This window comes from Kytococcus sp. Marseille-QA3725, from assembly GCF_054950055.1.
Map to the genome: position 1 here is coordinate 1,572,782 of NZ_JBUCLA010000001.1, position 24,567 is coordinate 1,597,348.

Below are 24,567 nucleotides of genomic sequence, written 5' to 3' on the forward strand. Positions count from 1 at the left end.
TGGCGAACGAGCCCGTCGCGGCCCCTCGCCCACACTCCACCCGTCGGAAGGAACGGCGCGGTCCCCGTGGCACCATGGGGCGATGACGGCCCAGCGCGACGACCAGCCCTCCCCCCGCGCCCTGCACCAGAGCCACAAACTCGCGGACGTGCTCTACGAGATCCGGGGGCCGGTCAACGCCGAGGCCCAGCGCATGGAGGCCGCCGGCGAGCGCATCCTGAAGCTCAACATCGGCAACCCCGCGCCGTTCGACTTCCCGCCGCCCAGCGACATCGTGCGGGACATGATCTCCACCCTGCCGACCTCGCACGGGTACTCGGACTCGAAGGGAATCCTCCCGGCCCGGCGGGCGGTGGTGGACCGCTACGAGAACACCCCGGACTTCCCGGAGCTGGACGTCGACGACGTCTACCTGGGCAACGGCGTCTCCGAGCTGATCACCCTGCTGCTCAACGCGCTGCTGGACGACGGTGACGAGGTGCTGATCCCGGCCCCCGACTACCCGCTGTGGACCGCGGCGACCTCGCTGTCCGGCGGGCGCCCCGTGCACTACCGGTGCGCCGAGGAGGACGGGTGGAACCCCGACGTGGAGGACCTCGAGTCGAAGGTCACCGAGCGCACCAAGGCGATCGTCGTCATCAACCCGAACAACCCGACCGGCGCGGTCTACAGCGACGAGACGCTGCGCGCGATCACGGACGTGGCGCGCCGGCACGGGCTGCTGCTGTTCGCCGACGAGATCTACGACCGCATCACCTACGACGACGTGGAGGCCACCAACCTGGCGACCTTCGCGCCGGACCTGCTGTGCATCACCCTCAACGGACTGAGCAAGACCTACCGGGTGGCGGGCTTCCGCTCGGCGTGGATGGTGATCACCGGTCCGCGCGAGCACGCCGCCGGCTTCCTGGAGGGCGTGGAGCTGCTCGCCTCGACCCGGCTGTGCGCGAACGTGCCCGGCCAGCAGGCGGTGCAGGCCGCGCTGGGCGGCAGGCAGTCCATCGAGGAGCTGCTCCTGCCCAAGGGACGCCTCACGCGCAGCCGCGACGTGGCCTGGGAGGGGCTGAACGCAATCGACGGAGTGAGCTGCGTGAAGCCGACCGGTGCGCTGTACGCCTTCCCCCGGCTGGACCCCGAGGTGCACGAGATCCGCGACGACCAGCAGTTCGCGCTCGACCTGCTGCGCAGCGAGAAGATCCTGGTGACGCACGGGTCGGGCTTCAACATCCCCACCACGGACCACTTCCGCGTGGTGACCCTGCCGCACCCGGACGACCTGGCGGTCGCCGTGGAGCGGATGGGGAACTTCCTGGGGAGCTACCGCCAGGGGTGAGGGCGGCTGAACCGGCCCCTCAGAACCCCACGTCCAGGGCGTAGCGGATCACAGCGGCCACCGCGAGGCTGAGCACGAGGGCGCCGCCCCCGTGGGCGAGTCGGCCCGTCCTCGCCATGCGGATCCACACCCAGGCCGCAGCACAGCCCGTCGGCACCGCGGGCCACAGGAGCAGGTGGGCCACCAGCCCGGCGCCGGGCTGGTCCCCACCCGCGTCGTCGGCCCCCATGACGACCATCGCCAGGGTGGCACACACCAGCAGGAGGGCCGAGGAGTACCCGACCCACCGGACCCAGGAGCGAGGACGGGGCGCGTCACCCGCGTTCGCGATCGCCTCGGTGAGCACCACCACGACCGCAGGAATCGCGATCGCCGGCCCGTAGATGGACAGCACGGCCATGCTCACAACCATGGCCACACGCTAGACAGGGGGCCGGGCGGGGCGGCCTCCGTCAGGAGGACCATCCTCCGTGCGGCGTGTTCACCCTCAGCGCGAGGAGCCGCCCGGCTCAGCGCAGCCAGTCGGTGAAGAAGGGCAGCTGCAGCCAGGCGACCGTGCCGGCGGCGACGATGGTCGCCGCCAGGGCGAGCCAGCGCTCCCGCTGCCGCCACAGCGCGCTGATGAACAGGGCCGGGAAGATGAGCACGGCGCGCATGCCCGCCTCCTGCACCGTGTCCCACGGCTCGGTGCCGCCCTGCGTGGTGTCGATGGCCGGACCGTCCGTCACGCTCTGCACCAGCGCCCAGCCGGCCCAGACGATGCAGGCCACGAAGGCGATCGTGATGAGCATGCTCACGAAGCTGCCGAGCGACTTCATCGCCTTGCCGCCGCTGGGGCTGGGCAGGGCGGACACCATGAAGCAGATCACCCAGATGATGAGGGCTGCGGTGATGTCGCCGCTGTCGATGCCGGCGGGGAGTGCGAGGAGGTCGACGTCGGAATCCATGGGGACAGTGTGCTGGGTCCGGGGCCCCACGGGCACACCGACACCCTGAGTGACGGTGACGGGACGCACGGGGTCAGCCACCGGTGGCCCTCGCGCGCCCCTACCACCCGGTCACGCGGGAACCGCACCCCCGGTGGCCCGGCCCATCCCCGGTCGCTGCTCGGCGGGACGGAGGACCGCCTCCACTCCCTGGGCTTCACGCTCGACCCGGCCCACCTGGCCCTGTCGGGGCGCTGCACCGGGTGCACCGTACGAGACGAGTGACCGACCGGGCGCGCGGATTCAGCCACGGACGGCCGCGGCGAGCCAGGAGAGTTCGGGCAGGGCCATCAGCAGCGTCACCACCAGGGCCACCATCAGGGCCTGCCGCGTGCGACGCCACCAGAAGGCGAGCAGCAGCAGGGCGGAGGCACCGAAGCGCAGCAGCATGACCTCCAGGTACCCGGCGGCGCCCGGCCCTTCCAGGACGAGCGGCGCGACGGCCATCCACCCCACCACGGCCACCGACACCCCGGCGGCGACGAACCGGCCCCACCCGGGGGCCGGTTCGCTGCGTCGCATCGCCACCAGCAGCGCCAGCAGCACCACCAGGCCGACCGCCAGGGTCGGCAGCACGAGGTGACCGCCACCGGCGGTGCCGGGCTCGGGCTGGGCGACGGGAGCCTTGAGGAGGGAATGCATCATGACTGCGCGAGGACCTCCGGCAGCAGACCGACCGCGCACCACACACCGAGGGCCAGTGCCGCGAGGGCGATGGGGAGCCAGCCCCGGGGAACAGCGACGGGGCCAGTGGTCCTGCGGTCACCGGACGAGTTCACGGTCATGGCCTGAGCATGCACGGAGTGTCCACCAGCAGATGTCGCCCCCGGACCCGTCGGGGCCCGGGGGACGACACCGTGGCGGGACGAGGCACCGATTCAGTGGCCGTGGGCCTCGGCGACCGCTGCCTCGGCCACGCTCTGACCGCCACCGGACATCAGCTCGGCGAAGGTCATGGCCCGGGCCTCCTGGATCTGCGCCGCGGTGAGCGAGAGCTCCCCGGCCGGCGTCACGACGCGCAAGGAGTCACCCCCGGTGGTGCCCAGGTGCACCGACGGCACCTCGGCCTCGGCGAGCAGCGCCTCGAGCTGCTCGCGCTTCTGCGGATCCACGGCGACCAGCACGCGGGCACCGGACTCGGAGAACAGGGCCGCGGCCGGGTCCAGCTCGGTGCCCGCCCCGGCGGCGGCGTCGAGCACGGCGGACAGCTCCACCTGGGCACCGGTGCCGTACCGCGCCACGCCCTCGGCCAGCGCGACCGCGAGGCCGCCCTCGGCGAGGTCGTGCGAACCGGCCACCAGACCGGCCTCGGCCGCGCGACCCAGTGCGGCACCCAGCCGGCGCTCGGCGGCCAGGTCCACCTGCGGCGGCACGCCACCGAGGTGACCGTGGAGGCCCGCCCAGGCCGAGCCGTCGAGCTCGTCGCGGGTGGCGCCCAGCAGCAGCAGGTCCAGCCCGGCGGCGCGCCAGGCGGTCGGGATGCGGCGGGCCACGTCGTCCAGCACACCGAGCACCGCGACCAGCGGGGTCGGATGGATGGCGGTGTCACCGGTGGAGTTGTAGAGCGAGACGTTGCCACCGGTCACCGGGACGCCGAGCTCCAGGCACCCGTCGGCCAGGCCACGGATCGCCTCGGCGAACTGCCACATGGTGCCCGGCTCCTCCGGGGAGCCGAAGTTGAGGCAGTCCGAGACCGCGCGGGGGGCCGCGCCGGCAGCGGCGACGTTGCGGTAGGCCTCGGCCAGGCTGAGCTGGGCCCCGGCGTACGGGTCCAGGTAGCTGAACCGGTTGCTGCAGTCGGTGCTCAGCGCCACACCGCGGCCGGTCTCCTCGTCCACGCGCACCACGCCGGCGTCGTCCGGCATGGCCGAGGCCGTGTTGCCCTGCACGTAGCGGTCGTACTGGTCGGTGACCCAGGAGGCGTCGGCCAGGTTCGGGCTCGAGAGCAGGTCCACCACGGTCTGCCGCAGGTCGGCGTCGGTAGTCGGCCGGGCCAGCCCGGCGGCGGCCACGGTGTCCGCGTTCACGGCATCGAGCCACTCAGGGCGCGTGTAGGGGCGCTCGTAGACCGGGCCGTCGTGCGCCACGGTGCGCGGGTCGACGTCCACGATCGTGGTGCTGTCCCAGTCGATCACCAGGCGGCCGGTGTCGGTCACCTCGCCCAGCCAGGAGTACTCGACCTCCCAGCGGGCCATGACCTGCTCGAAGGCCTCGGCGTTCTCGGGGGTGACCACGGCCATCATGCGCTCCTGCGACTCCGACATGAGGATCTCGCCGGCGTTCAGGGTGTGGTCGCGCAGCAGCACGCTGGTCAGCTCGATGTGCATGCCGCCCTCGCCGTTGGAGGCGAGCTCGGAGGTGGCGCAGGAGATGCCCGCGGCACCGAGGTCCTGGATGCCCTCCACGAGGCCCTCGCGGTAGAGCTCCAGGCAGCACTCGATGAGGACCTTCTCGCTGAAGGGGTCACCCACCTGCACGCTCGGGCGCTTGGACGGGCCACCGTCCTCGAACGAGCCGGAGGCCAGCACGGAGGCACCACCGATGCCGTCGCCACCGGTGCGGGCCCCGAACAGGACGACCTTGTTGCCGACGCCCGAGGCGTTGGCCAGGTGGATGCCCTGCTTCTTCAACGCGCCGACGCACAGGGCGTTGACCAGCGGGTTGCCCTGGTAGACCGCGTCGAAGCGGGTCTCGCCGCCGATGTTCGGCAGGCCCAGGGAGTTGCCGTAGCCGCTGATGCCGGCCACCACGCCGGGCAGCACGCGCAGGGTGTCCGGGTGCGACGGGTCACCGAAGCGCAGGGCGTCCATGACGGCGATCGGGCGCGCCCCCATCGAGATGATGTCGCGGACGATGCCGCCGACACCGGTCGCGGCGCCCTGGTAGGGCTCCACGAAAGACGGGTGGTTGTGCGACTCGACCTTGAAGGTGACCGCCCAGTCGTCCCCGATGTCGACCACGCCGGCGTTCTCGCCGATGCCGACCAGCAGGTGCTCGCGCATCTCCTCGGACTGCTTGTCGCCGAACTGGCGCAGGTGCACCTTGGAGGACTTGTAGGAGCAGTGCTCCGACCACATCACCGAGTACATGGCCAGCTCGGCGTTGGTCGGGCGGCGGCCGAGGATCTCGCGGATGCGGTCGTACTCGTCCGCGGCCAGACCGAGCTCGGCCCAGGGCTGCTCGGTGTCCGGGTTGGCGGCGGCGTGCTCGACCGTGTCGAGCTCGGCGTTCACGTCGGGCTGGGTGCTCATCGGACCATCTCCCGCAGGACGGAGGTGAAGAAGGGCAGGCCGTCGGTGGAAGGGCCGTAGCCCTCCTCGACGCAGTGCTCGGGGTGCGGCATGAGGCCGACCACGTTGCCGCGCTCGTTGCTGATGCCGGCGATGTCGCGCAGCGAGCCGTTCGGGTTGTGCTCCAGGTAGCGGGCCACGACGCGGCCCTCCCCCTCGAGCAGGTCGAGGGTCGCCTCGTCGGCCACGTAACCGCCCTCGCCGTTCTTCAGGACGATGGTGATCTCCTGGTTCTCGGCGTAGCCGGAGGTCCAGGCGGTGGCGGTGGACTCGATGCGCAGGCGCTGGTCGCGGCAGACGAAGGTCTGGTGGTCGTTGCGGATCAGGGCGCCGGGCAGCAGGTGGCTCTCGCAGAGCACCTGGAAGCCGTTGCAGATACCCAGCACGGGCATGCCGCCCTTCGCGGCGTCGATGACGCGCGTCATCATCGGAGCGAAGCGGGCGATGGCGCCGCAGCGCAGGTAGTCGCCGTAGGAGAACCCACCGGGCAGCACCACGGCGTCCACGTCGGAGAGGTCCTCGTCGCCGTGCCAGAGGGCGACGGACTCGCCGCCGGCCAGGTCGATGGCGCGGGCGGCGTCACGGTCGTCCAGGGAACCGGGGAAGGTGACGACGCCGATCCTCACGCGGTGGCTCCCTGCTGCTCGGCATCCAGGTCGGCGGCGGTGGCCTCGCGGACGCCCACGACGTCCTCGATGACGGGGTTGCTCAGCAGGGTGGTGGCGGCCTCGCGGGCGGAGGCGAGGACGGCGTCGGTGACCTCGCCCTCGACGGCCAGCAGGAAGCGCTTGCCCTGCCGCACCTCGGTGAATCCGTCGATGCCGAGCTTCGGCAGGGCGCCGGCGATGGCCTTGCCCTGGGGGTCGAGGATCTCCGGCTTCGGCATGACGTCGACGATGACGTGGCCCATGGGCACTCCTGGGGGTGACGTGGCTGCCGGGCGGCGTGCGTGCGCGCCCGCGTGCAGGGCGGAGTTTACTGCGCCCTCCGGTCAGATCACGCCCAGTCCGTACCCCAGCGCCCACAGCACGATCACGCTGAGTAGCACGGCCCCGATCGCGAGCACCCAACGGCGACGGAGACCGAGCCTCGCCCACAGCCAGCTGGCGCCCAGCGCGATGGGCACCGCGGGCCAGAGGACGAAGGTGGCCATCAGGCCGTCCCAGGAGCTGGGCCCGGTGTCCAGGAACCCGGCGACCAGCAGCACGAAGGCGGCGAGGCCGCAGAGCACGGACAGACTCAGGCCGAGCGGGGCGATCCAGCGGTTCGTCGGCGGAGCAGGGGTCTGCACCAGGGAGACCAGCTCGCTGACCAGGACGACGGTCCCCGGCACCACCAGGAGCAGGCCGCCCATGACCAGGAGCTCGATCACCATGGCCACAGGCTAGGCACGGGGCGGCTCCTGTGGAGTGCGCCCGTGGGCGGGGAAACTCGGGAGGGCAGGGCCGGCTCGGCGTGGCGCGGGTCGGCTCCGCAGGGCCGGAGGCGCCGGGAGGGGACGCCACAGGGGGCCGGACGCGAGGGACACAACGCCGGGAGGAAGCACGCAGGGACACGACGCAAGGGGGCAGGCCGCAGGGTGCCGTCCACCTCCGCGGGGGTGGGTCCACCTGACCCCGGGGCGCTCCTGAAGCACGCGGACCTCACCCGGGCCAAACGGACCAACCCCCGGAGAACCGGGTCGCCCCCCGGAGAACGCCCCCGGGGGAACGTGCTCCGCCCCGGGCCGGCCCTGCCGTGGGCCACACGCCACCCGCCGGCGCCTCCCGTCAGCGGAAGGACTCCCCCGTCAGCCGCTCGTAGGCCTCCACGTACTTGGCGCGCGTGCCCTCGACGACCTCGTCCGGCAGCGCCGGCGGCGGGGTGTCCGACGCCTTGTCCCAGCCCGATGCCTCGGAGGTCAGCCAGTCGCGCACGAACTGCTTGTCGAAGCTCGGCTGCTGCCGTCCGGGCTCGAAGCCCTCGGCCGGCCAGAAGCGCGAGGAGTCCGGCGTGAGCACCTCGTCGGCCAGCACGATCCGCACCCGTCCGGACGACAGGTCCTCCTCGGTGACGGTCCGTAGGTCGGTGTCGGCGTCCACGCCCCCCAGGCCGAACTCGACCTTCGTGTCGGCCACGATGATGCCGCGCCCGGCGGCGATCTCGTGCCCGCGGCGCAGGATGTCGACGGTCAGGTTCCGCGCGGCCCGGGCCAGCGGGTGACCGATGGTCTCGCGCACCTCGTCGAAGCTGATCGGCTCGTCGTGCTCGCCGGCCGGCGCCTTGGTCGACGGGGTGAAGATCGGGTCGGGCAGCTCGCTGCCGTCCACGAGGCCCTCGGCCAGCCGCACCCCGGACACCGCGCCGGAGCGCTCGTACTCCTTCAGCCCACCCCCGGTGAGGTGGGCGCGGGCAACGCACTCCACCGGCAGCATCCGCAGCTTCTTGACCAGCACCGCGCGGCCCACGACCGCCTCGGGCACCAGCGGGGCGGCGGTGGCGAGCACGTGGTGCGGCACCAGCTCGGCCAACTGGTCGAACCACCACAGGCTCATGCGCGTGAGCACCTCGCCTTTGTCGGCGATCGGCGTGGAGAGGACGTGGTCGTAGGCGCTGATTCGGTCGCTGGCCACCATGAGCAGCACGTCGTCGGCCGCGTACCCCTCGGGCAGCGGTGCATCGGGGCCCGGCGCGTAGAGCTCGCGCACCTTGCCGGCGTGGACGAGCTCGTACCCGGGCAGCTCGTGGGCGAAGAGGGGCTCGGTGCTCACAGCGTGATCCTTCCGGCCGCGGCCTCGGCGGCGATGTCGGTGCGGGCCCACCCTCCGGGCAGGTCGATGAGGGACAGCCCGGCGTACGCGTTCTCCCGGGCGTGGGTCAAGTCGGCCCCGCGGGCCACCACGTTGAGCACGCGGCCGCCGTTGGCCACCAGCTCCGGCGTTCGCTGACCGCTGCCGGCCGGGTCACCGGAGGCGTCCTCGGTGCGGGTGCCCGCGTGCAGCACGGTCGCGCCGCGGGCCTCGGCCTCGGCGATGCCGGTGATCGCCCCACCCTTGACCGGGGACGCCGGGTAGCCGTCGGCCGCCAGGACGACCACGCAGGCGGACTCGTCAGCAAAGGTCGGGGCAGCCGCATCGGCCAGGGTGCCGGTGGCGGTGGCGTGCAGCAGGTCTGCCAGCGGGGACTCCAGGCGGGCGAGGACCGCTTGGGAGTCCGGGTCGCCGAAGCGGACGTTGAACTCGACCACACGCGGCCCGTCGGCGGTCAGCGCGAGGCCCACGTAGAGGACCCCCACGAACGGCGTGCCCTGGCGGTTCATCTCCTCGGCCACCGGCTGGGCGATGGTGCGCACCACCTCGCCCTCCAGGCCCTCCGGCGCCCACGGCAACGGGCTGTAGGCACCCATGCCGCCGGTGTTCGGGCCGAGGTCGCCGTCGCCGGCGCGCTTGAAGTCCTGCGCCGCCGGCAGCGCGACGGCCGTGGCGCCGTCCACCAGGCAGAAGACGCTCGCCTCCGGGCCGTCGAGGTACTCCTCGACGACGACGTGGCCCTCCTTGGCGATGCAGTCCGCGGCGTGCCGCTCGGCCTCGTCGCGGTCGGTGGTGACGATGACGCCCTTGCCGCCGGCCAGTCCGTCGGCCTTGACCACGAACGGGACCGGCTCGCCGGCGGCCGAGTGGGAGAACGCGTCGAGCGCGGCCGGGACGGAGGCGGTATCGGTGCAGATGCGGGCCTGCGCGGTGGGCACGCCCGCCTCGGTCATGACCTCCTTGGCGAAGGACTTCGAGCCCTCCAGCCCGGCGGCCGCGGCGTTCGGGCCGACGGTGGCGATGCCGGCCCGGCGCAGGGCGTCGGCGACGCCGGCCACGAGCGGGGCCTCCGGACCGACGACGACCAGGTCGACGCCGAGCTCCCGGGCGAGTGCCACGACGGCGTCCGGGTCCTCGGCATCGACCGCGCGGCACTCGGCGATCCGGGCCATGCCGGGGTTGCCGGGGGCGGCGAACAGCTCGAGCGGGTGCTGCGGGTCCTGGGTGCGGCGCAGGGCGTCGAGCAGGCCGTGCTCGCGTCCGCCGGTGCCGATGACGAGGATCTTCACGGGCGCGACCCTATCGGCCGCGGCACCACGCCCCCTCCCCCTCGGCAATTTGGTCCCCTGACGACTGCGCTTCGCGCGGGATCCCGGTGTGTCGCGACGAGACGGACCACATCAGGGGACTAAACCGGGGAAGGGAAGGGGCGGGCCGAGGCGAAGCGAGGCGGGGGTAGGGCCTCAACCCGCGGGGGTGGTCACGAGACCGCGGGACCAGTCGTCGCCCTCGCGCCGGTACTCCAGCCGGGTGTGGTTGCGGTCCTCGCGGGCCTGCATGAACTCGATCTCCTCGGCGTGCAGCGCGTACAGCTGCCAGTCCGGGTTGGGCTCGCCGTCGTAGCTCGGACGCCCCTCCCAGTCGCGCTGGGACGCCTCCTCGCTCAGCTCCCTCACGGCGCCCGTCACGCGCACCGTGCGCCCGGCCTCCTTGAACCAGAACACCATCGAGGCCCGCGGGCGCTCGGCCACCTGCTCCCCCTTGCGAGACGACCGGTGGGTGGAGAAGTGGTACCCGTCCTCGTCCAGGTCCTTGAGGATGAGGATGCGCCCCACCGCGGTGTCGTCGGCGTTCAGCGTCGTCAGCGTCATCCCGTGCGGCTGACGCTCGCCCGCCTCGATGGCGTCTTCCAGCCAGGCCAGGAACAGGTCGTCCGGACTGTCGGGTGCCTGGTCGGGGTCGAGCAGGGGCAGGTCCGCGGGGAAGGCCGGCAGGGCACGGAGGCGGTCACGGAGAGTGGTCATGCCTCGACGCTATCGAGGCGGTTGGCGCGCTGCATTTCGCTCGCCCAGCGAACGCAACGCAACACGTCGAGTCAGATCGCGCGAGGTCCTCCGCAACGACCATGCTGGGGGCATGACTGACATCCGCATCGAGTGCGTGCAAGGCGACATCACCACCCAGGAGGTGGACGCCCTCGTGAACGCGGCCAACTCCTCCCTGCTCGGCGGTGGCGGGGTGGACGGGGCCATCCACCGCGCCGCCGGGCCGAGCCTGCTGGCCGAGTGCCGCGAGCTCCGGGACACGGCGCTGCCGGACGGGCTGCCCGTCAGCGAGGCCGTGGCCACCGGTGCCGGGGACCTCCCCGCCCGCTGGGTGGTGCACACCGTGGGCCCGAACCGCCGCGCGGGCCAGACGGACCCGGCGCTGCTGCGCGCGGCCTTCGCGAGCTCGCTGCGCGTGGCCGACGAGCAGGGCGCACAGTCCGTGGCGCTGCCGGCAGTCGGCGCAGGCGTCTATGGCTGGTCCCCCACCGATGCGGCCCGGGAGGCGCTGGCCGCCGCCCGGGAGTTCGGGGCGTGGGGCCCGGCATCGGTGCGCCTGGTGCGTTTCGTGCTGTTCTCCCCCGAGCTGCTGCAGGCCTTCGAGACCGCCCGGCAGGAGTGAGGCCCGGGGCTTGGATCGCTGCCGACCCCCGATCAAGGACACCTCATGGACCCCATCCAGGCCTTCGGCCGCTGCATCGCCCGGTACGCCGACTTCCGGGACCGCGCCCGCCGGTCCGAGCTGTGGGGCTTCCTCCTCGTCGCCTGGCTCCTGACCTGGGCGGCCGAGATGCTGGACGGCCTCTACTTCGAGGGCACCGAGCTCACCCTCGGCCTCGAGTCGGTCGATCCCCGGGGCCCGGTGACGCTGGCCCTGCACGCCCTGCTCCTGCTGCCGACCCTGGCTGTGGGCACCCGACGGCTGCACGACACGGGCCGGACGGGGTGGTGGATGCTCAGCCTGCTCACCCTCCTGCTCGTGCCCCTGGGCGAGCCGGGGGTCGTGGTGGCGCTGTGGGGGCTCTTCCTGCTCGCCTTCTGGTGGGTGGGCCGCAGCCAGGCGGGGACAAACCGCTTCGGCCCCCACCCCAGGGACACCGCCCGGCACGACCTCCTCAGCCCGCCGCGGCGTCCGCGAGCGCCGGCAGCGCCGCCGATGCGGTGACCTCCAGCACGTGGTCCGCCCCCTCCGGGAGCGCCGTGCCGGACGGGTTCACCTCGACCACGGGCACGCCGGTGTCCCGCGCGATGCCGGGAACGGCCGCCGCGGGGTACACGAGCCCGGAGGTGCCCACGACCACCGCGAGGTCGGCCGCCTCAACCGCGGCGATCGTGTCCGTGAGCGCCTGCTCGGGCAGCATCTCCCCGAACCAGACCACTCCCGGCCGCACCCGGCCGCCGCAGACCTCGCAGCGGGGCGGCTCCAGCGAGGCGACGGGCTCGTCCACCTCCGGGTAGTCCGCGACCGACGGCGCCCCGCAGTCCGCGCAGCGCAGCGCGAAGAGGTCGCCGTGCACGTGCGCCATCACCCGGGTGCCGGCCCGCTCGTGCAGGTCGTCCACGTTCTGCGTGCTCACCCGCAGGTCCACCCCCGGCAGCTGCTGCCAGCGCGTCACCGCCCGGTGCCCGGCGTTCGGCTGCGCCCGGCGCACCAGGTGCGCCCGCCACGCGTACCAGGCCCAGCTCAGCGCCGGGTCGGCCTCCCACGCCGCGGGAGTCGCCAGCACCATCGGGTCGAAGCGCTCCCACAGCCCGGTCCGGGCATCGCGGAAGGTCGGCACCCCGGACTCCGCCGAGGCCCCGGCGCCGGTGAGCACCACCACCCGGCCGGCGTCGCGGGCGAGGTGGGCCACCTCGGTGGGCAGGGTGAAAGCCTCCTCAGCCACGGGCCGATCCCTCCCCCGTCACCGCGGCACCGCCCGGGGGCACGCTCCGCGGCCGGTCGATGACGAACAGGCGCACCTCCTCGTCGTAGTACTCCCGCGTGGTGCCACGGCCCACCATGCCCAGGCGGCCGCAGACCCGCATCGAGGCCTCGTTCCGCGGGTCCGTCACGGCCACCACCCGGTCGACCCCCGCCGCCCAGGCGTGCTCCAGCACCCGCTCTGCGGCCTCGGTCGCGTAGCCGCGGCCCTCGTGGTCGAGGTGGACACGCCACCCGACCTCCAGGTCCGGCTCCCCGCCGGCTCGCGGTGACTCGGCCGAGAAGGGGATCGGCTTGAGCATCACGAGGGCCACCGGTGTCCCGTCGTCGAGGGTCACGCACCACATGCCGTGCACCGGGTGGTCGGCGTAGGCCGCGAAGCGCTCCAGCTGCTCGGTGGTGCGCTCCGGCGTGGTGGTGGCCTGGGAGGGGATGAACCGCGCGATGCCGGGGTGGCGGTGCAGGTCCGCGACGAAGGCGTGGTCGGCGGCCGTGAACGGCCGCAGCACGAGCCGGTCGGCGCGCAGGGTCTCCATGCCTCGAGGCTAGACGCGATGCGCCCGGCCCATCCCCCTGGCACCCGTAGACTTGAAGGCCGTTTGCCAACGGCCCCATCGAGCAGGAGAACGCGTTGAGCACACCCCGTGAGCAGGACCCTCTCGCCGAGCAGCAGATCGCCCTGGAGCAGGCGCACGTCGACCGGGTCCACGCCGAGCTGCGCAAGGCCGCCGAGCGTGCCGGCCTGGTCGAGGCCGAGGGCCTCTCGCGCGGCCGCACCATGCGCACCGGTGACGTCCGCGACGAGGAGATGTCCGGCCTGTTCGAGCGCGACGCCCTGGTGTTCTCCAGCCACAAGCGCCGCACCTCCCTGGAGATGGAGCACGAGGGCCTGGTCTTCGGGCGGCTCGACCTGGACCACTCGATGCCGGAGGCCGGCCCCGTCGAGGGGGAGACGCCCACCGTCGAGGAGATCCGTTACATCGGGCGCCTGGGCGTGCGGGACGACGAGCACGAGCCACTGGTGGTCGACTGGCGCGCCCCGGCCGCGAGCGCCTTCTACCGCGCCACCCCGGTGCAGCCGCACAAGGTGGTCCGCCGCCGGGTGCTGCGCTCCCGCGCCGAGCAGGTGATCGGCATCGAGGACGACCTGATGGTGGCCGAGCCGCCGGAGGACCTGCCCGTCGTCGGCGACGGCGCCCTGATGGCCGCGCTCACCCGGTCCCGTGGTGGGCGGATGCGCGACATCGTCGCCACCATCCAGCAGCACCAGGACGAGGCGATCCGCGCCGAGGCCCGCGGCATCACGACCATCACCGGTGGCCCGGGCACCGGCAAGACCGTGGTCGCCCTGCACCGCGCGGCCTACCTGCTGTACACCGACCGTCGCCGCTACGAGCACGGTGGCGTGCTGGTGATCGGCCCCAGCGCCGCGTACACCGCCTACATCGAGCGCGTGCTGCCCACCCTGGGCGAGGACTCGGTGGCCCTGCGCGCGGCCGGCGACGTGGTCGACGGCCTGACCGGCACCCGTCTGGACGCCCCGGCGGCCGCGGCGGTCAAGGGCGCCCTACGCATCCGCAAGGTGCTGGCGCGGGCCGCGAAGGCCCCGGCCCCCGATGCCCCGACCGAGCTGCGCTGCTTCGTGGGCGGCCACGCCCTGCGCATCGAGGAGAAGGCCCTGCGCCGCATCCGCAACACCGTGCTGCGCGGGGCCAAGCGCAACGACGCGGCCGCCGCGGCCCGGGAGCAGCTCTCCCGCGAGGCGTGGACGCAGGCGCGCACGCAGATGTCCGGCGAGGTACTGCGCGAGGACCGGGAGCGCTTCTTCGGCCGCTTCGAGGACTCCCGCGACGTGGACGCCTTCATGGAGGCCTGGTGGCGCCCGGTGGACCCCCGCGAGGTGGTCCTCTGGCTCGCCGACGCCGAGCGCCTGGCCGGCTGGGCCCGCGACGTGCTGGAGCCCGACGAGCAGGCCGCCCTCGCGGCCTCGATGCAGGTGGCCCTGGACACCGGCACCTGGTCGGTGGCCGACGCGGCACTGGTGGACGAGGTGGCCTCCCGCATCGGGCAGCCGCAGGTGGAGGCCGACACCGAGCGCGGCTTCTACGAGATCGAGGAGCTGGACGACGCCAGCCAGTACGGCGTGGCGGCGCTGCGTGGCGGTGAGGGCCGCGCCGAGACCGAGTACCACCAGGTCTCCCCGACCACCGCCTGGGAGAAGCTGCTGCACGGCACCGTGGAGCCGCCGGAGGCCTACGCGCACCTGCTGGTGGACGAGGCGCAGGACCTCTCCCCGATGCAGTGGCGCATGCTGGGCCGTCGGGGCCGCACCGCCTCGTGGACCGTGGTCGGTGACGCCGCCCAGGCCTCCTGGCCCGATGCCGCCGAGGCCGCCGAGGCGCGCGAGGAGGCCTTCGGGATCAAGCCGCGGCGCTCGTTCCACATGGACACCAACTACCGCAACGCCTCGGAGATCTTCGCCTACGCCGCGGACTACATCCGCCGCCACGAGGCCGACGCGGACATCCCGAACGCGGTGCGGGAGACCGGCATCGAGCCCACCGAGCGGGCGGTGGCCGCCACCGGCGCCGACTCCGGGGCGTGGACGACCGCGGCCGTCGAGGCGGCCCGCGAGCTGACCGAGGCCGTGGAGGGCGCGATCGCGGTCATCACCCCGGCGGTGCACCACGTGGACGTGGAGGCGGCCTTCGAGCCGCTGCGCGCCGATCACCCGCAGGTGGTCATCATCGACCCGATGAGCACCAAGGGCCTGGAGTACGACGCCACGGTGGTGGTGGACCCCGAGGAGATCGTGCGTGAGTCCCCCGGCGGGGCGCGGGTGCTCTACGTCGTGTTCACCCGCGCCGCGCACCGGATGGTGGTGCTCACCGAGGGGTGAGGGCGCCCGGGGAGGATCCTTGGCAGCACCCAAGACCGTGAGCAGGGGCTGCCGGAAAGGTCGTTTGTGATGACCCTCCAGCCGACAGGAGCGCGCCCGCCCTTCGACTGGACGCAGGTGGCGCCGCTGGGGGGACGACGAGCGCGCCTGGTTCCCGCCGAGCAACGGCTTCTTCCAGCTGGCGCTGATGACCCTCTCCGAGCGCGACGTGCGGTGGGTGGTGCGGGACTGGTCCCGCGGCGGGAGGTACCTCGGCGACCGGTGGGGAGCGACGGTCACCCCCGAGGAGCGCCGGCACCTCATCGAGGACGAGGCCGACTACCTGCGACGCGAGGGGGTCACCGCCCCGCCTGTCGACCGTGCCTACGGGGTCGTCGACCCCGACGGACAGGCCAAGGCACGTGTCGGCCGCGTCCTCGCCAAGGCAGGGCGGCTGCAGCGTGACCACTCCGACCGGGAGGCGGTCTGGCTGGCCGCCGCCGAGGTCCTCGGGAACCCGCCGCGTGCCCTGTAACGGGCCGGGCTCTCCGGCCCCACCGTCAGGAGAAGAGACGTGTGCCTCGTGCCGCCGTGACGGCGGCACGAGGCACACGCGGCCCGGCCGAGGTCAGGCGGCGTCGCGCTCCGGGGCCAGCTCGTGGCGCACGACGGACTGCTCCCGGCCCGGGCCCACGCCGATGACGCTGATGCGGGTGCCCACCAGCTCCTCCAGACGCAGCACGTAGTCCTGCGCGGCCTGCGGCAGCTCGGAGAACTCACGGCACCCCGAGATGTCCTCGGCCCAACCCGGGTGGTCCTCGTAGACCGGCTCGGCGTGGTGGAAGTCGCTCTGCGACATGGGCATCTCGTCGAAGTACACCCACTCGCCCTCGACGCGGCCGTCGCCCAGCCCGGAGGCGATCGAGGTCGGCACGCGGTACCCCGTGGCGATGCGCAGGGTCTCGAAGCCGGTGAGCGTGTCCAGCTTGGTGAGCACCATGTCGGTCAGACCGTTCACGCGCGTGGCGTAGCGGCCCACCAAGGCGTCGGCCCAGCCGCAGCGGCGTGGGCGGCCCGTGGTGGTGCCGAACTCGCCACCGGCCTGGCGCAGGGCCTCACCGGTCTCGTCGAGCAGCTCGGTGGGGAACGGCCCCTCACCCACGCGGGTCGTGTACGCCTTGAAGATGCCCACCACGCGGTCGATGCGGCCCGGCGCCATGCCCGACCCGGTGGACGCACCGGCGGCCACGCAGGACGACGAGGTCACGAACGGGTAGGTGCCGTGGTCCACGTCCAGCATGGTGGCTTGCCCGGCCTCGAACAGCACGGTCTGCCCGGCGTCCAGGGCGCGGCTGATCTCCAGGCCGGAGTCGACCACCATCGGACGCAGGCGGTCCACGTAGGAGCGCAGCTCGGTGACGGTCTCCTCGACCTCGATGGAGCGGCGGTTGTAGGTCTTGACCAGCAGCTCGTTCTTGAGCACCAGGGCGGCCTCAACCTTCTGCCGCAGGATCGACTCGTCGAACAGGTCCTGCACCCGGATGCCGGTGCGGTTCATCTTGTCGGCGTAGGTCGGGCCGATGCCGCGCCCGGTGGTGCCGATCTTGCGCTTGCCCAGGAAGCGCTCCCCCACCTTGTCCAGCACCGTGTTGTACGGCGGGATGACGTGGGCGTTGGCGCTCACCCGCAGCTTGCTCGTGTCGACCCCGCGGGACTCGAGTGCCTCGATCTCCTCGAACAGCACGGCGAGGTCGACCACCACGCCGTTGCCGATGATCGGGGTGACGCCGGGGGTGAGGATGCCGCTGGGCAGCAGGTGCAGCGCGTACTTCTCGTCGCCGATGACCACGGTGTGGCCGGCGTTGTTGCCCCCGTTGAACTTGACCACCTGGTCGACGCGGTCGCCGAGCTGGTCGGTGGCCTTGCCCTTGCCCTCGTCGCCCCACTGGGCGCCCACGATCACGATCGCCGGCATGCCGGCTCCCTTCACCCTGTGCTGGTTCGAGTCCCCGGACGGTGCTTCCCGCCGGCGTACCGGCCGGCCTCGCCGCTGGCGCTGCCGCACGGGGGCCGGTACCGGGGGAGTCTACCGGCCCCACCCCGACGGAGGGGATCCTCAGGCGGTCGGCACCACCAGCACCGCCCACGCCAGCAGCGGCGCCACGACGACGATGGTCATGCCCCACCGCATGAGCCTGCCGAAGACGCCCTCGCGGTCCTCCGGCTCGGAGTTCGCCACCACCAGCGCACCGTTGGTGGAGAAGGGGCTGCAGTCCACCACCGAGCTGGAGATGGCCAGCGCCGTGATGAGGCCGATGGCCGACACCTGGTCGGTGAGCAGGAAGGGCACGGCCAGCGGGATGAGCGCACCGATGATGCCGGTGGTCGAGGCGAAGGCCGAGACGACCGCGCCGATCAGGCAGATGAGCAGAGCGGCCAGCAGCGGGTTGCCCACGTTGGCCACGCCCTCGCCCAGCCAGTCGACGACGCCCTGGTTCTGCAGGAGCGTCACGTAGGTGACGATGCCGCCGATGAGCAGCACGGTGCCCCAGCTGATCTGCTCCACCGCGCCCTTGGCGGACTCGGGGAAGACCAGGGTCAGCGCGACGGCGATCGTCAGGGCCGTGAACCCGACGTCGAGGTCGAAGCCCAGGGCACCGATCATCAGGGCAGCCATGCCCACGAGGGTCAGGATGCGCTGCGGGTCGAGTCGGGTGGCGGCCTCGACCTCGGCGCGCTCCGTCGAGCGGCGCGCCTCGACCGCCGAGTGCGGGGTCCCACGGGGGTCGTCGTGCCAGGAGGCGGGCTCGCCGCCCTCACCGATGCCGGCGATGGCCAGCGGCTCCCGCCCGCGGGCCAGCAGCGCACGGCCACCGAACGCGACGTACGCCAGCGCGGCGATCGCGGCCGAGGCGAGGAAGGTGGCGACGAACAGGACCACCTGGTTGCCGGGGATGTCGTTGCTCTCCACCACGCCGTTGGTGATGGAGCCGAAGATGCCGATGGGCGAGAAGCTGCCGGCCGTGGCGCCCTGCACCACCATCATGCCCATCATCATCGGGCTGATGCCGTAGCGGAGCGCGAAGCCCATGGCCACCGGCGCCACGATCGCGACGGCCGCGGGGCTGACCGCGCCCATGGCGGTGACCAGCGCACAGACGAGGAACATCGCCCACGGCACCAGCGCCACGCGGCCGCCGACGGCCCGGACGGCCGAGTGGACGATCCAGTCCACCGTGCCGTTGTTCTTGGCCAGGGCGAACAGGTAGGTGACGCCCACGAGGATGACGAACAGGTCGGCGGGGAAGCCCGAGAGCACCTCGTCGACGTCCACCCCGTAGACCGTCAGGCCGACGATGAACGAGGCGACGAGCGCCAGGGCGCCCATGTTGACGCCCCTGATCGTCGCGATGAGGAACACGACGGCGAGGACCGCCAGCGCGATCAGCTCGTGCGACATGAGGCCTCCTGCAGGTGTGTGATCCAGGTCATGATCTGCGCGAGTCTGCCAGTGGACTGGCCACCTGACAACCAGTCCACCGGCGCCGGGAAGTGACTAGGGTGCCGACCATGGCCGGCCCGCACCCCCACTCCCCGCCCCCTCTGCGCCGAGAGCGCCTGCACGACAGGCTGGCCAGCCACATCACGGACTTCATCGAGGCCCAGGGCCTGTCGGCCGGCGACCGACTGCCCTCGGAGCGTCAGCTGGCCGCCGACCTGGGCGTCAGCCGCGCGACCCTCTCCCGTGCGCTGGCCGCGTTGGAGAGCCGCGGCCGCATCGAGGTGCGACACGGCATCGGGGCGCTCGTGCGGGACCCCGGCGGCGCCCCCGACACGGCCACGCTCGCCACCACCCTGACCAGCAGCGCGCCGGACGAGGTCGTCACCGCGCGCGAGGCGGTGCTCTCCGGGCTGGCCCGGGCCGCGGCCACCCACCCGAGCGACTCCCTGCGCGCCGCGATGCTGGCCGGGGACGGCACGCGGCGGACGTTCACGGACACCTGGCGCTGCCTGCACCACCTCGCGGCGTCCGAGCTGCTGGCCGACCTCGACGCGCTGCTGGCCGCCAGCGCCCCGGACCCGGTGGACGGGCCGGGCACCGAGGCGGCGCTGGAGCCCCTCGCGCGCGCCGTGGTCCGCGGCGACCCCGTCGAGGCCGCGACGGCCTGCATCGGCCTGCTGGGGGCCGCGGATCAGCCGGCCGATCCCGCCTGAGGGCGCGCGGCCAGTCGGTGGACGACCTCGGCCACCACGGACCGCGCCAGATCGGCCTCGTCCAGCCCCTGCTCGGGGATCACACCGTGCACGATGCCGGCCCGCGCCATCGCCCCGGCACCCACCTGCTGCGAGCGCGCCAGGTCGGCGGCGTGGTCGACGTCCCCGTGCACGATGAGGCTGGCGCCCTCCGGCGGCAGGGGCGAGAGCCAGGCGTTCTCCAGCGCCAGCACCTCGTCGGCCGCGAGCAGGGCGAGCGCCCCACCGCCACACCCCTGCCCGAGGATCACCGCGACCGAGGGGACGGTCAACGTGGCCAGCCGCCCGATGCAGCGCGCGATCTCCCCACCCATGGCGCGTTCCTCGGCCTCCTGCGAGAGCTCGGCGCCGGGGGTGTCGATGACGGTGACCACCGGCAGGCGCAGCTCCTCGGCCAGCCGCATGGCCCGGCGAGCCTGACGCAGGGCCGCCGGCCCCATCGGGGAGGCCTCGGACTGCCGGGTGCGGTCCTGGCCGATGAGCACGCACGAGGTGCCGTCCAGTCGGGTGAGGGCGACCAGGACCGAGTCGTCGAGCTCACCGGTCTCGGTGCCGCGCAGGGTGATGGTGCCCTCGGCCCCGTGCTGCAGCAGGTCCCGCACCCCGATGCGCTCCGGCACCCGGGTGCGCTCGACGGCCTCCCAGCCGTCCTGCGGCGGGTGCGCGGGGCCCTGCGGCCGGGGCAGCCTCGGCGCCGCCGGGGGCTCGGCCAGCACCGGCAGGGCGAGGGAGACCAGGTGGCGCAGGTCCTCGGTGCGCACGACCCGGTCGATCACCCCCAGGCGAGCGAGGTTCTCCGAGACCTGCACCCCCTCGGGGAAGGGCTCACCGCGCAGCCCCTCGTAGACCGCCGGACCGAGGAAGCCGACGAGGGCACCGGGCTCGGCGACGGTGACGTGCCCGAGGGAGCCCCAGGAGGCGAACACCCCGCCGGTGGTCGGGTGGCGCAGGTGCACCAGGTAGGGCAGCCCCTGCGCCCGGTGCTCCATGATCGCCCGGGAGATCGACACCATCTCGACGAAGGCGGGGGTCCCCTCCTGCATGCGGGTGCCGCCGGAGGCGGTGCTGGCCAGCAGCGGGAGACCCTCGGCGGTGGCGCGCCGCACCGCGGAGGTGATGCGGCGGGCCGCCACCCGACCGATCGAGCCGCCGAGGAAGCGGAACTCGCTGACCATCACCGCCACGGGTCGCCCCTCCACGGTGCCGCGGCCGGTCAGCACGGACTCGTCCGTGCCGGCCTTCTCCCGGGCACGGCGCAGCGAGTCGGCGTAGGCGGCATCGACCTCACCGTGGTCGACCGGCTCGTCCCAGCTCTCGAAGGAGCCGGCGTCGAGCACCATCTCCAGGAGCTCGGTGGCTCCCACGCGGCGGGCCGGGGAGACGTTCGCGGACGGGTCGGGCGACATGGGGGACTCCGTGCTCTCGAGGGCGGGGCCCCATCGTGGCCCAGTGGCCAGTCCACTGGCAAGGGTGCGAGCATGGCCTGACGTTTCCCAGCCCGAGGAGGACCATGACGCTCACCAACGCGCTCGTCGTGGTGGGCGCCGGCATCCTGGCGGGCGGTCTGACGTCCACCGTCGGCGTGGCCTCGTTGGTCAGCTTCCCCACCCTGCTGGCCCTCGGGCTGCCCCCGGTGACCGCGAACATGACCAACGCGGTCGGCCTGGTGCCCTCGGGCCTCGGCAGCGGGCTGGGCTTCCGCGAGGAGATCCGCCGCCACCCCCGGCTCAACCTGCTGGTGCTCGGCCTCACCGGGGTGGCCGGCATCATCGGCGCGGCCCTCCTGCTGGCCCTTCCCCCGGGCGTCTTCGAGGCAGTCACTCCATGGCTCATCCTGTTCACCTGCGCCCTGGTGGCCGTGCAGCCGCGGCTCTCGGCCTGGCTCAAGCGCCGGCGGCAGGAGCAGGGCGTGGACCGGCACCGCACGAGGCTCTCGCCGGTGGGCGTCGTCCTGACACTGCTCATCGGGCTCTACGGCGGGTACTTCGGCGCCGGCGCGGGCGTCATGATGCTGGCGCTGCTGGCCCTCTCGCTGGACCTCGAGCTCAAGGACCTCAACGCCACCCGCAGCCTCTCCATGCTGGCCTCGAAGCTGACCGCCGCCGCGGTGTTCATGGTCGTGGCCGACATCGACTGGGCCGTGGCCGGTCTCCTGGCCGCGGGCTCGCTGGTGGGCGGTTACTTGGGGGCCCGCATCGCGCGGCGCCTACCGGACGCGGTGCTGCGCGTGGCCGTGGTCCTCGGGGGCACCGTGGCGGCCGTGAACATGATGGCGACCTGACGACCGGCCACGAGGGCCTGACCGCTCAGCGGTCGACGTCCTCCTCATCAGCCGCGCGGCGCAGGCGCACGAGGGCCTCGTCGTCCGCGCGGCGCTCGGACCGGGTGCGCCAGACGTAGACGACCGCCATGCCGCACAGCGCCCCGACCACCGTCTCCAGCGCGCGGGCGCTGAGCAGCTCCGAGCCGTCCGTGGGCATGGCCAGCTGGCTCATGAGCAGCGCCAGCGGGGTGACGAAGAGCAGGGCCACCGAGTAGTTGCGGCCGATGAACATCTCGGCTAGCCACTGGAAGAGCACCACGAAGACCACCAGGTGCCAGGTCTGCAGGTGCATCGAGAGCACGAAGGCGGTGACGCCCACCCCACCCAGTGTGCCGACCATGCGGTGGAGCCCCCGCTGCAGACGGGCCCGGTGCGTCGGCGCGGCGATCGGCGCGGCCGCGGCGACCTGCGCCCAGTAGGTGTGGCTGGCACCCACCACCGAGCCGGCGACGCCCGCGACGGCGGTCGCCACCAGGAAGCGCCCGCCGTGGCCGGCGAGCTGCTGGCGCGGCAGGGTCGCCGCGGGGCGCGTCGGGCCGGCGTCCCCCAGGGGCCCCTCCCCCAGGTACCGCCACACCAGGCCCAGCAGCACCGACAGGCAGATGGACGACAGCGTCACCAGGAGGGCCGTGCCCAGGGGCGCCACGGCATCGGGCCCGAGGCTGCCGATGGCTCCGGAGGCGAAGATGAAGAACAGGGAGCCGGCCGGCGTGAGTCGCCAGGCGGCGGCCAGGACGGCCCCGACGGAGGCGACCAGGGCCGTCGCGCCGAGCACGACCGGCTGCGGGGCCGCCAGCGTGGAGAGCAGGGCCCCCAGCATCACGGCCACCAGGAGGATGACCCCGGCCCGGAGCTGGACCGACAGACGCTGGCGCGTGGGCAGGTGCCGCCCGTAGATGCTGGTGAAGGCCCCGAAGCAGGCGTAGATCGTCAGGTCCTCGCGCCCCATCGCCACGAGCACCACCAGGGGGACGGCCACCGACAGCGCGATGCGCACTGCGGGGACGTGGTCACGCTGTCCGGGAGCGACGTGGAGCATCTCGCGGACGGCATGGGGCACGTGGGGACCTCTCGTCGGGTGGGGCGGGGACGGCTTGATGGTAGTGAGCGGACGCACCGGAGGCGCCCCGCAGGTGCGGGACGCCTCCGGTGCAGTGCTCAGCCGGGCTCAGACCGCCGGGCGCTCGATGCCGAGCTCGGTGGCCGCCGTGGCCGAGGAGTCGACCAAGAAGGAGGCGCAGCGGCGCTCCTCGTCGGTCTCGCCGATCTCCCCGGCGGCCTTGCTCAGCGTCGCGAGGCAGCGCAGGAAGCCGCGGTTGGGGGCGTGCTCCCACGGCACCGGCCCCTGCCCCTTCCACCCGCTGCGGCGCAGAGCGTCCAGGCCCCGGTGGTAGCCGGTGCGGGCGAAGGCGTACGCCTCCACCGTCAGCCCGTCCTCCAGGGCGGCCTCGGCGAGCTCGGCCCATGCCGCGGAGGAGGTGGGGCGGGCCGCCGCGACCGTGCGCGCGTCCTGACCCTGCTCCAGGGCAGCGGTGGCCGGGTCCTCCGGCAGCTCGGTGACGGGGATGCCCAGCAGGTTCTCGCCGGCCATCAGCGGTGCGTCCCGGCCGAACGCAGGTTCTCGCAGGCCAGCGCCACGCGCTCGGCCATCGACTGCTCGGCCACCTTGCCCCAGGCGCGCGGGTCGTACTGCTTCTTGTTGCCCACCTCGCCGTCGATCTTCAGCACGCCGGAGTAGTTCTCCAGCATGTAGCCGGCCACCGGGCGGGTGAAGGCGTACTGGGTGTCGGTGTCCACGTTCATCTTCACGACGCCGTAGTCGACGGCGTCGGAGATCTCCTGCTCGGTGGAACCGGAGCCGCCGTGGAAGACCAGGTCGAAGGGCTTGTCGGCCACCGAGGAGTGCTTGCTCGGGCCGAACTTCTCGACCACGGCGCTCTGGGCCTGCTCGAGGATCTCCGGGCGCAGCTTGACGTTGCCGGGCTTGTACACACCGTGGACGTTGCCGAAGGTCAGGGCGGCCATGTAGCGGCCCTTCTCGCCCATGCCCAGGGCCTCGACGGTGGCGATGGCATCCTCGGCGGAGGTGTACAGCTGGTCGTTGATCTCATTGGCGACGCCGTCCTCCTCGCCGCCGACCACGCCGATCTCGACCTCGAGGATGATGTCCAGCGCCTTGCAGCGCTCCAGCAGCTCCTGCGCGATCTGCAGGTTCTCGTCCAGCGGCACCGCCGAGCCGTCCCACATGTGCGACTGGAACAGCGGGGTGCCGTGGGCCTTGTACTCCTCCTCGGAGGCGTCCAGCAGCGGGCGCACGAAGCCGTCCAACTTGTCCTTCGGGCAGTGGTCGGTGTGCAGCGCGATGTTCACGTCGTAGTTCTTGGCGACCTCCCGGGCGAAGGTCGCGAACGCGCGCGCACCGGTGACCATGTCCTTGATGGTGGGGCCGGAGAAGTACTCCGAGCCGCCGGTGGACACCTGGATGATGCCGTCGGAACCGGCCTCGGCGAATCCGCGGATGGCGGCGTTCAGCGTCTGCGACGAGGTGACGTTGATGGCCGGGTAGGCGAACTTCTCCGCCTTGGCCCGGTCGAGCATGTCGCGGTAGACCTCGGGGGTTGCGATGGGCATGTGGTTCTCCTCGTCGAGTGCTTCCGGGCGGACCGTCGGCACCGGCGAGCCGTCACGGGGTCCCGATGCCTTGCGCCGGCCATCCTGTCAGACCGGTCGCCGAGGACGAGTCCG

General features: G+C 73.1%; 26 protein-coding genes. 7 read left to right on the forward strand and 19 right to left on the reverse strand.

Translation table 11 applies throughout. The annotated features are described in order from the left end of the window. The first annotated feature begins 82 nt into the window (after positions 1 to 82). Positions 83 to 1,333, forward strand: a complete 1,251-nt coding sequence (locus ACY8FT_RS07215) for a pyridoxal phosphate-dependent aminotransferase (protein WP_462418212.1) — start codon at positions 83 to 85, stop codon at positions 1,331 to 1,333. 19 nt (positions 1,334 to 1,352) lie between these two features. On the opposite strand, the gene ACY8FT_RS07220 is transcribed toward ACY8FT_RS07215, so the two are convergent. The 11 genes from ACY8FT_RS07220 to ACY8FT_RS07270 all read right to left on the reverse strand — a co-directional run bounded on the left by ACY8FT_RS07220 (position 1,353) and on the right by ACY8FT_RS07270 (position 10,422). Further along, positions 1,353 to 1,745, reverse strand: a complete 393-nt coding sequence (locus ACY8FT_RS07220; RefSeq protein WP_462418213.1) for a hypothetical protein — start codon at positions 1,743 to 1,745, stop codon at positions 1,353 to 1,355. A gap of 97 nt (positions 1,746 to 1,842) precedes the next feature. Continuing rightward, the gene (locus ACY8FT_RS07225) at positions 1,843 to 2,280 is read right to left on the reverse strand and encodes a hypothetical protein (protein ID WP_462418214.1); all 438 of its coding nucleotides are present in this window, start codon (positions 2,278 to 2,280) and stop codon (positions 1,843 to 1,845) included. A gap of 282 nt (positions 2,281 to 2,562) precedes the next feature. Then, entirely contained in the window at positions 2,563 to 2,964 is a 402-nt protein-coding gene (locus ACY8FT_RS07230) for a hypothetical protein (protein ID WP_462418215.1), read from the reverse strand. After that, positions 2,961 to 3,104, reverse strand: a complete 144-nt coding sequence (locus ACY8FT_RS07235; RefSeq protein WP_462418216.1) for a hypothetical protein — start codon at positions 3,102 to 3,104, stop codon at positions 2,961 to 2,963. Before ACY8FT_RS07235 ends, ACY8FT_RS07230 begins: the two co-directional genes overlap by 4 nt. Before the next feature lie 93 nt (positions 3,105 to 3,197). Continuing rightward, a complete protein-coding gene (gene purL / locus ACY8FT_RS07240; RefSeq protein WP_462418217.1) occupies positions 3,198 to 5,570 on the reverse strand; it encodes a phosphoribosylformylglycinamidine synthase subunit PurL in 2,373 nt (790 codons plus the stop codon). Beyond that, complete coding sequence (purQ, locus tag ACY8FT_RS07245) at positions 5,567 to 6,235, reverse strand: phosphoribosylformylglycinamidine synthase subunit PurQ (protein WP_462418218.1); 669 nt, start codon at positions 6,233 to 6,235, stop codon at positions 5,567 to 5,569. The genes purL and purQ overlap by 4 nt, the downstream gene beginning before the upstream one ends. Beyond that, positions 6,232 to 6,519: a phosphoribosylformylglycinamidine synthase subunit PurS gene (gene purS / locus ACY8FT_RS07250; RefSeq protein ID WP_462418219.1), complete on the reverse strand. Its 288-nt coding sequence runs from the start codon at positions 6,517 to 6,519 to the stop codon at positions 6,232 to 6,234. Before purS ends, purQ begins: the two co-directional genes overlap by 4 nt. Before the next feature lie 81 nt (positions 6,520 to 6,600). After that, positions 6,601 to 6,984: a hypothetical protein gene (locus tag ACY8FT_RS07255; RefSeq protein WP_462418220.1), complete on the reverse strand. Its 384-nt coding sequence runs from the start codon at positions 6,982 to 6,984 to the stop codon at positions 6,601 to 6,603. 394 nt (positions 6,985 to 7,378) lie between these two features. Continuing rightward, the gene (locus ACY8FT_RS07260) at positions 7,379 to 8,359 is read right to left on the reverse strand and encodes a phosphoribosylaminoimidazolesuccinocarboxamide synthase (protein ID WP_462418221.1); all 981 of its coding nucleotides are present in this window, start codon (positions 8,357 to 8,359) and stop codon (positions 7,379 to 7,381) included. Further along, complete coding sequence (purD, locus tag ACY8FT_RS07265; protein WP_462418222.1) at positions 8,356 to 9,687, reverse strand: phosphoribosylamine--glycine ligase; 1,332 nt, start codon at positions 9,685 to 9,687, stop codon at positions 8,356 to 8,358. The genes ACY8FT_RS07260 and purD overlap by 4 nt, the downstream gene beginning before the upstream one ends. A gap of 174 nt (positions 9,688 to 9,861) precedes the next feature. Then, on the reverse strand, positions 9,862 to 10,422 hold the full coding sequence (locus ACY8FT_RS07270; protein ID WP_462418223.1) for a pyridoxine/pyridoxamine 5'-phosphate oxidase: 561 nt from the start codon (positions 10,420 to 10,422) through the stop codon (positions 9,862 to 9,864). A 121-nt stretch (positions 10,423 to 10,543) separates the two neighbouring features. On the opposite strand from ACY8FT_RS07270, the gene ACY8FT_RS07275 reads away from it, so the two are divergent. Continuing rightward, positions 10,544 to 11,065 carry an O-acetyl-ADP-ribose deacetylase gene (locus tag ACY8FT_RS07275; RefSeq protein WP_462418413.1) on the forward strand — a complete coding sequence of 174 codons (522 nt, stop codon included), beginning with the start codon at positions 10,544 to 10,546 and terminating at the stop codon, positions 11,063 to 11,065. Positions 11,066 to 11,110: 45 nt separating this feature from the next. Further along, positions 11,111 to 11,608 (forward strand): DUF805 domain-containing protein, encoded by a 498-nt coding sequence (locus tag ACY8FT_RS07280; RefSeq protein ID WP_462418224.1) that lies wholly within the window; start codon positions 11,111 to 11,113, stop codon positions 11,606 to 11,608. Here the strand turns inward: ACY8FT_RS07280 and ACY8FT_RS07285 are convergent. Next, positions 11,559 to 12,329 (reverse strand): SIR2 family NAD-dependent protein deacylase, encoded by a 771-nt coding sequence (locus tag ACY8FT_RS07285; protein WP_462418225.1) that lies wholly within the window; start codon positions 12,327 to 12,329, stop codon positions 11,559 to 11,561. The genes ACY8FT_RS07280 and ACY8FT_RS07285 overlap by 50 nt on opposite strands. Further along, positions 12,322 to 12,903 carry a GNAT family N-acetyltransferase gene (locus ACY8FT_RS07290; protein WP_462418226.1) on the reverse strand — a complete coding sequence of 194 codons (582 nt, stop codon included), beginning with the start codon at positions 12,901 to 12,903 and terminating at the stop codon, positions 12,322 to 12,324. Before ACY8FT_RS07290 ends, ACY8FT_RS07285 begins: the two co-directional genes overlap by 8 nt. Positions 12,904 to 12,998: 95 nt before the next feature. Between ACY8FT_RS07290 and ACY8FT_RS07295 the strand changes: the two genes are divergently transcribed. Together ACY8FT_RS07295 and ACY8FT_RS07300 are read left to right on the forward strand one after the other, a co-directional pair. Next, complete coding sequence (locus tag ACY8FT_RS07295) at positions 12,999 to 15,266, forward strand: HelD family protein (RefSeq protein WP_462418227.1); 2,268 nt, start codon at positions 12,999 to 13,001, stop codon at positions 15,264 to 15,266. A gap of 187 nt (positions 15,267 to 15,453) precedes the next feature. After that, entirely contained in the window at positions 15,454 to 15,780 is a 327-nt protein-coding gene (locus ACY8FT_RS07300) for a hypothetical protein (protein ID WP_462418228.1), read from the forward strand. Between the two features lie 93 nt (positions 15,781 to 15,873). Here ACY8FT_RS07300 and ACY8FT_RS07305 read toward each other — a convergent pair whose 3' ends face one another. Both ACY8FT_RS07305 and ACY8FT_RS07310 read right to left on the reverse strand, forming a co-directional pair. Next, entirely contained in the window at positions 15,874 to 17,220 is a 1,347-nt protein-coding gene (locus ACY8FT_RS07305; protein WP_462418229.1) for an adenylosuccinate synthase, read from the reverse strand. 141 nt (positions 17,221 to 17,361) lie between these two features. Beyond that, the gene (locus tag ACY8FT_RS07310) at positions 17,362 to 18,705 is read right to left on the reverse strand and encodes an SLC13 family permease (protein ID WP_462418230.1); all 1,344 of its coding nucleotides are present in this window, start codon (positions 18,703 to 18,705) and stop codon (positions 17,362 to 17,364) included. 110 nt (positions 18,706 to 18,815) lie between these two features. Here ACY8FT_RS07310 and ACY8FT_RS07315 point away from each other — a divergent pair, with 110 nt between their 5' ends. Continuing rightward, entirely contained in the window at positions 18,816 to 19,460 is a 645-nt protein-coding gene (locus ACY8FT_RS07315) for a FadR/GntR family transcriptional regulator (RefSeq protein ID WP_462418231.1), read from the forward strand. On the opposite strand, the gene ACY8FT_RS07320 is transcribed toward ACY8FT_RS07315, so the two are convergent. Continuing rightward, positions 19,439 to 20,905 carry a carboxyl transferase domain-containing protein gene (locus tag ACY8FT_RS07320; protein WP_462418232.1) on the reverse strand — a complete coding sequence of 489 codons (1,467 nt, stop codon included), beginning with the start codon at positions 20,903 to 20,905 and terminating at the stop codon, positions 19,439 to 19,441. The two genes, ACY8FT_RS07315 and ACY8FT_RS07320, sit on opposite strands and share 22 nt — an antisense overlap. Before the next feature lie 104 nt (positions 20,906 to 21,009). On the opposite strand from ACY8FT_RS07320, the gene ACY8FT_RS07325 reads away from it, so the two are divergent. After that, positions 21,010 to 21,780: a sulfite exporter TauE/SafE family protein gene (locus tag ACY8FT_RS07325; protein ID WP_462418233.1), complete on the forward strand. Its 771-nt coding sequence runs from the start codon at positions 21,010 to 21,012 to the stop codon at positions 21,778 to 21,780. A gap of 25 nt (positions 21,781 to 21,805) precedes the next feature. On the opposite strand, the gene ACY8FT_RS07330 is transcribed toward ACY8FT_RS07325, so the two are convergent. From ACY8FT_RS07330 to fbaA, 3 genes are all read right to left on the reverse strand, one after another. Beyond that, positions 21,806 to 22,882, reverse strand: a complete 1,077-nt coding sequence (locus ACY8FT_RS07330) for an FUSC family protein (RefSeq protein WP_462418234.1) — start codon at positions 22,880 to 22,882, stop codon at positions 21,806 to 21,808. A 108-nt stretch (positions 22,883 to 22,990) separates the two neighbouring features. Continuing rightward, positions 22,991 to 23,413: a DUF3151 domain-containing protein gene (locus ACY8FT_RS07335; protein ID WP_462418235.1), complete on the reverse strand. Its 423-nt coding sequence runs from the start codon at positions 23,411 to 23,413 to the stop codon at positions 22,991 to 22,993. Then, complete coding sequence (fbaA, locus tag ACY8FT_RS07340) at positions 23,413 to 24,453, reverse strand: class II fructose-bisphosphate aldolase (RefSeq protein ID WP_462418236.1); 1,041 nt, start codon at positions 24,451 to 24,453, stop codon at positions 23,413 to 23,415. The genes ACY8FT_RS07335 and fbaA overlap by 1 nt, the downstream gene beginning before the upstream one ends. Positions 24,454 to 24,567: the final 114 nt, after the last annotated feature.

Excerpts from the sequence above, each read along its gene's own strand:
- ACY8FT_RS07215 (WP_462418212.1), top strand. The coding sequence starts at position 83 with ATGACGGCCCAGCGCGACGACCAGCCCTCCCCCCGCGCCCTGCACCAG.
- ACY8FT_RS07220 (WP_462418213.1), bottom strand. The coding sequence starts at position 1,745 with ATGGTTGTGAGCATGGCCGTGCTGTCCATCTACGGGCCGGCGATCGCG.
- ACY8FT_RS07225 (WP_462418214.1), bottom strand. The coding sequence starts at position 2,280 with ATGGATTCCGACGTCGACCTCCTCGCACTCCCCGCCGGCATCGACAGC.
- ACY8FT_RS07230 (WP_462418215.1), bottom strand. The coding sequence starts at position 2,964 with ATGATGCATTCCCTCCTCAAGGCTCCCGTCGCCCAGCCCGAGCCCGGC.
- ACY8FT_RS07235 (WP_462418216.1), bottom strand. The coding sequence starts at position 3,104 with ATGACCGTGAACTCGTCCGGTGACCGCAGGACCACTGGCCCCGTCGCT.
- purL (WP_462418217.1), bottom strand. The coding sequence starts at position 5,570 with ATGAGCACCCAGCCCGACGTGAACGCCGAGCTCGACACGGTCGAGCAC.
- purS (WP_462418219.1), bottom strand. The coding sequence starts at position 6,519 with ATGGGCCACGTCATCGTCGACGTCATGCCGAAGCCGGAGATCCTCGAC.
- ACY8FT_RS07255 (WP_462418220.1), bottom strand. The coding sequence starts at position 6,984 with ATGGTGATCGAGCTCCTGGTCATGGGCGGCCTGCTCCTGGTGGTGCCG.
- ACY8FT_RS07270 (WP_462418223.1), bottom strand. The coding sequence starts at position 10,422 with ATGACCACTCTCCGTGACCGCCTCCGTGCCCTGCCGGCCTTCCCCGCG.
- ACY8FT_RS07280 (WP_462418224.1), top strand. The coding sequence starts at position 11,111 with ATGGACCCCATCCAGGCCTTCGGCCGCTGCATCGCCCGGTACGCCGAC.
- ACY8FT_RS07290 (WP_462418226.1), bottom strand. The coding sequence starts at position 12,903 with ATGGAGACCCTGCGCGCCGACCGGCTCGTGCTGCGGCCGTTCACGGCC.
- ACY8FT_RS07300 (WP_462418228.1), top strand. The coding sequence starts at position 15,454 with ATGACCCTCTCCGAGCGCGACGTGCGGTGGGTGGTGCGGGACTGGTCC.
- ACY8FT_RS07305 (WP_462418229.1), bottom strand. The coding sequence starts at position 17,220 with ATGCCGGCGATCGTGATCGTGGGCGCCCAGTGGGGCGACGAGGGCAAG.
- ACY8FT_RS07310 (WP_462418230.1), bottom strand. The coding sequence starts at position 18,705 with ATGTCGCACGAGCTGATCGCGCTGGCGGTCCTCGCCGTCGTGTTCCTC.
- ACY8FT_RS07315 (WP_462418231.1), top strand. The coding sequence starts at position 18,816 with ATGGCCGGCCCGCACCCCCACTCCCCGCCCCCTCTGCGCCGAGAGCGC.
- ACY8FT_RS07320 (WP_462418232.1), bottom strand. The coding sequence starts at position 20,905 with ATGTCGCCCGACCCGTCCGCGAACGTCTCCCCGGCCCGCCGCGTGGGA.
- ACY8FT_RS07325 (WP_462418233.1), top strand. The coding sequence starts at position 21,010 with ATGACGCTCACCAACGCGCTCGTCGTGGTGGGCGCCGGCATCCTGGCG.
- ACY8FT_RS07335 (WP_462418235.1), bottom strand. The coding sequence starts at position 23,413 with ATGGCCGGCGAGAACCTGCTGGGCATCCCCGTCACCGAGCTGCCGGAG.
- fbaA (WP_462418236.1), bottom strand. The coding sequence starts at position 24,453 with ATGCCCATCGCAACCCCCGAGGTCTACCGCGACATGCTCGACCGGGCC.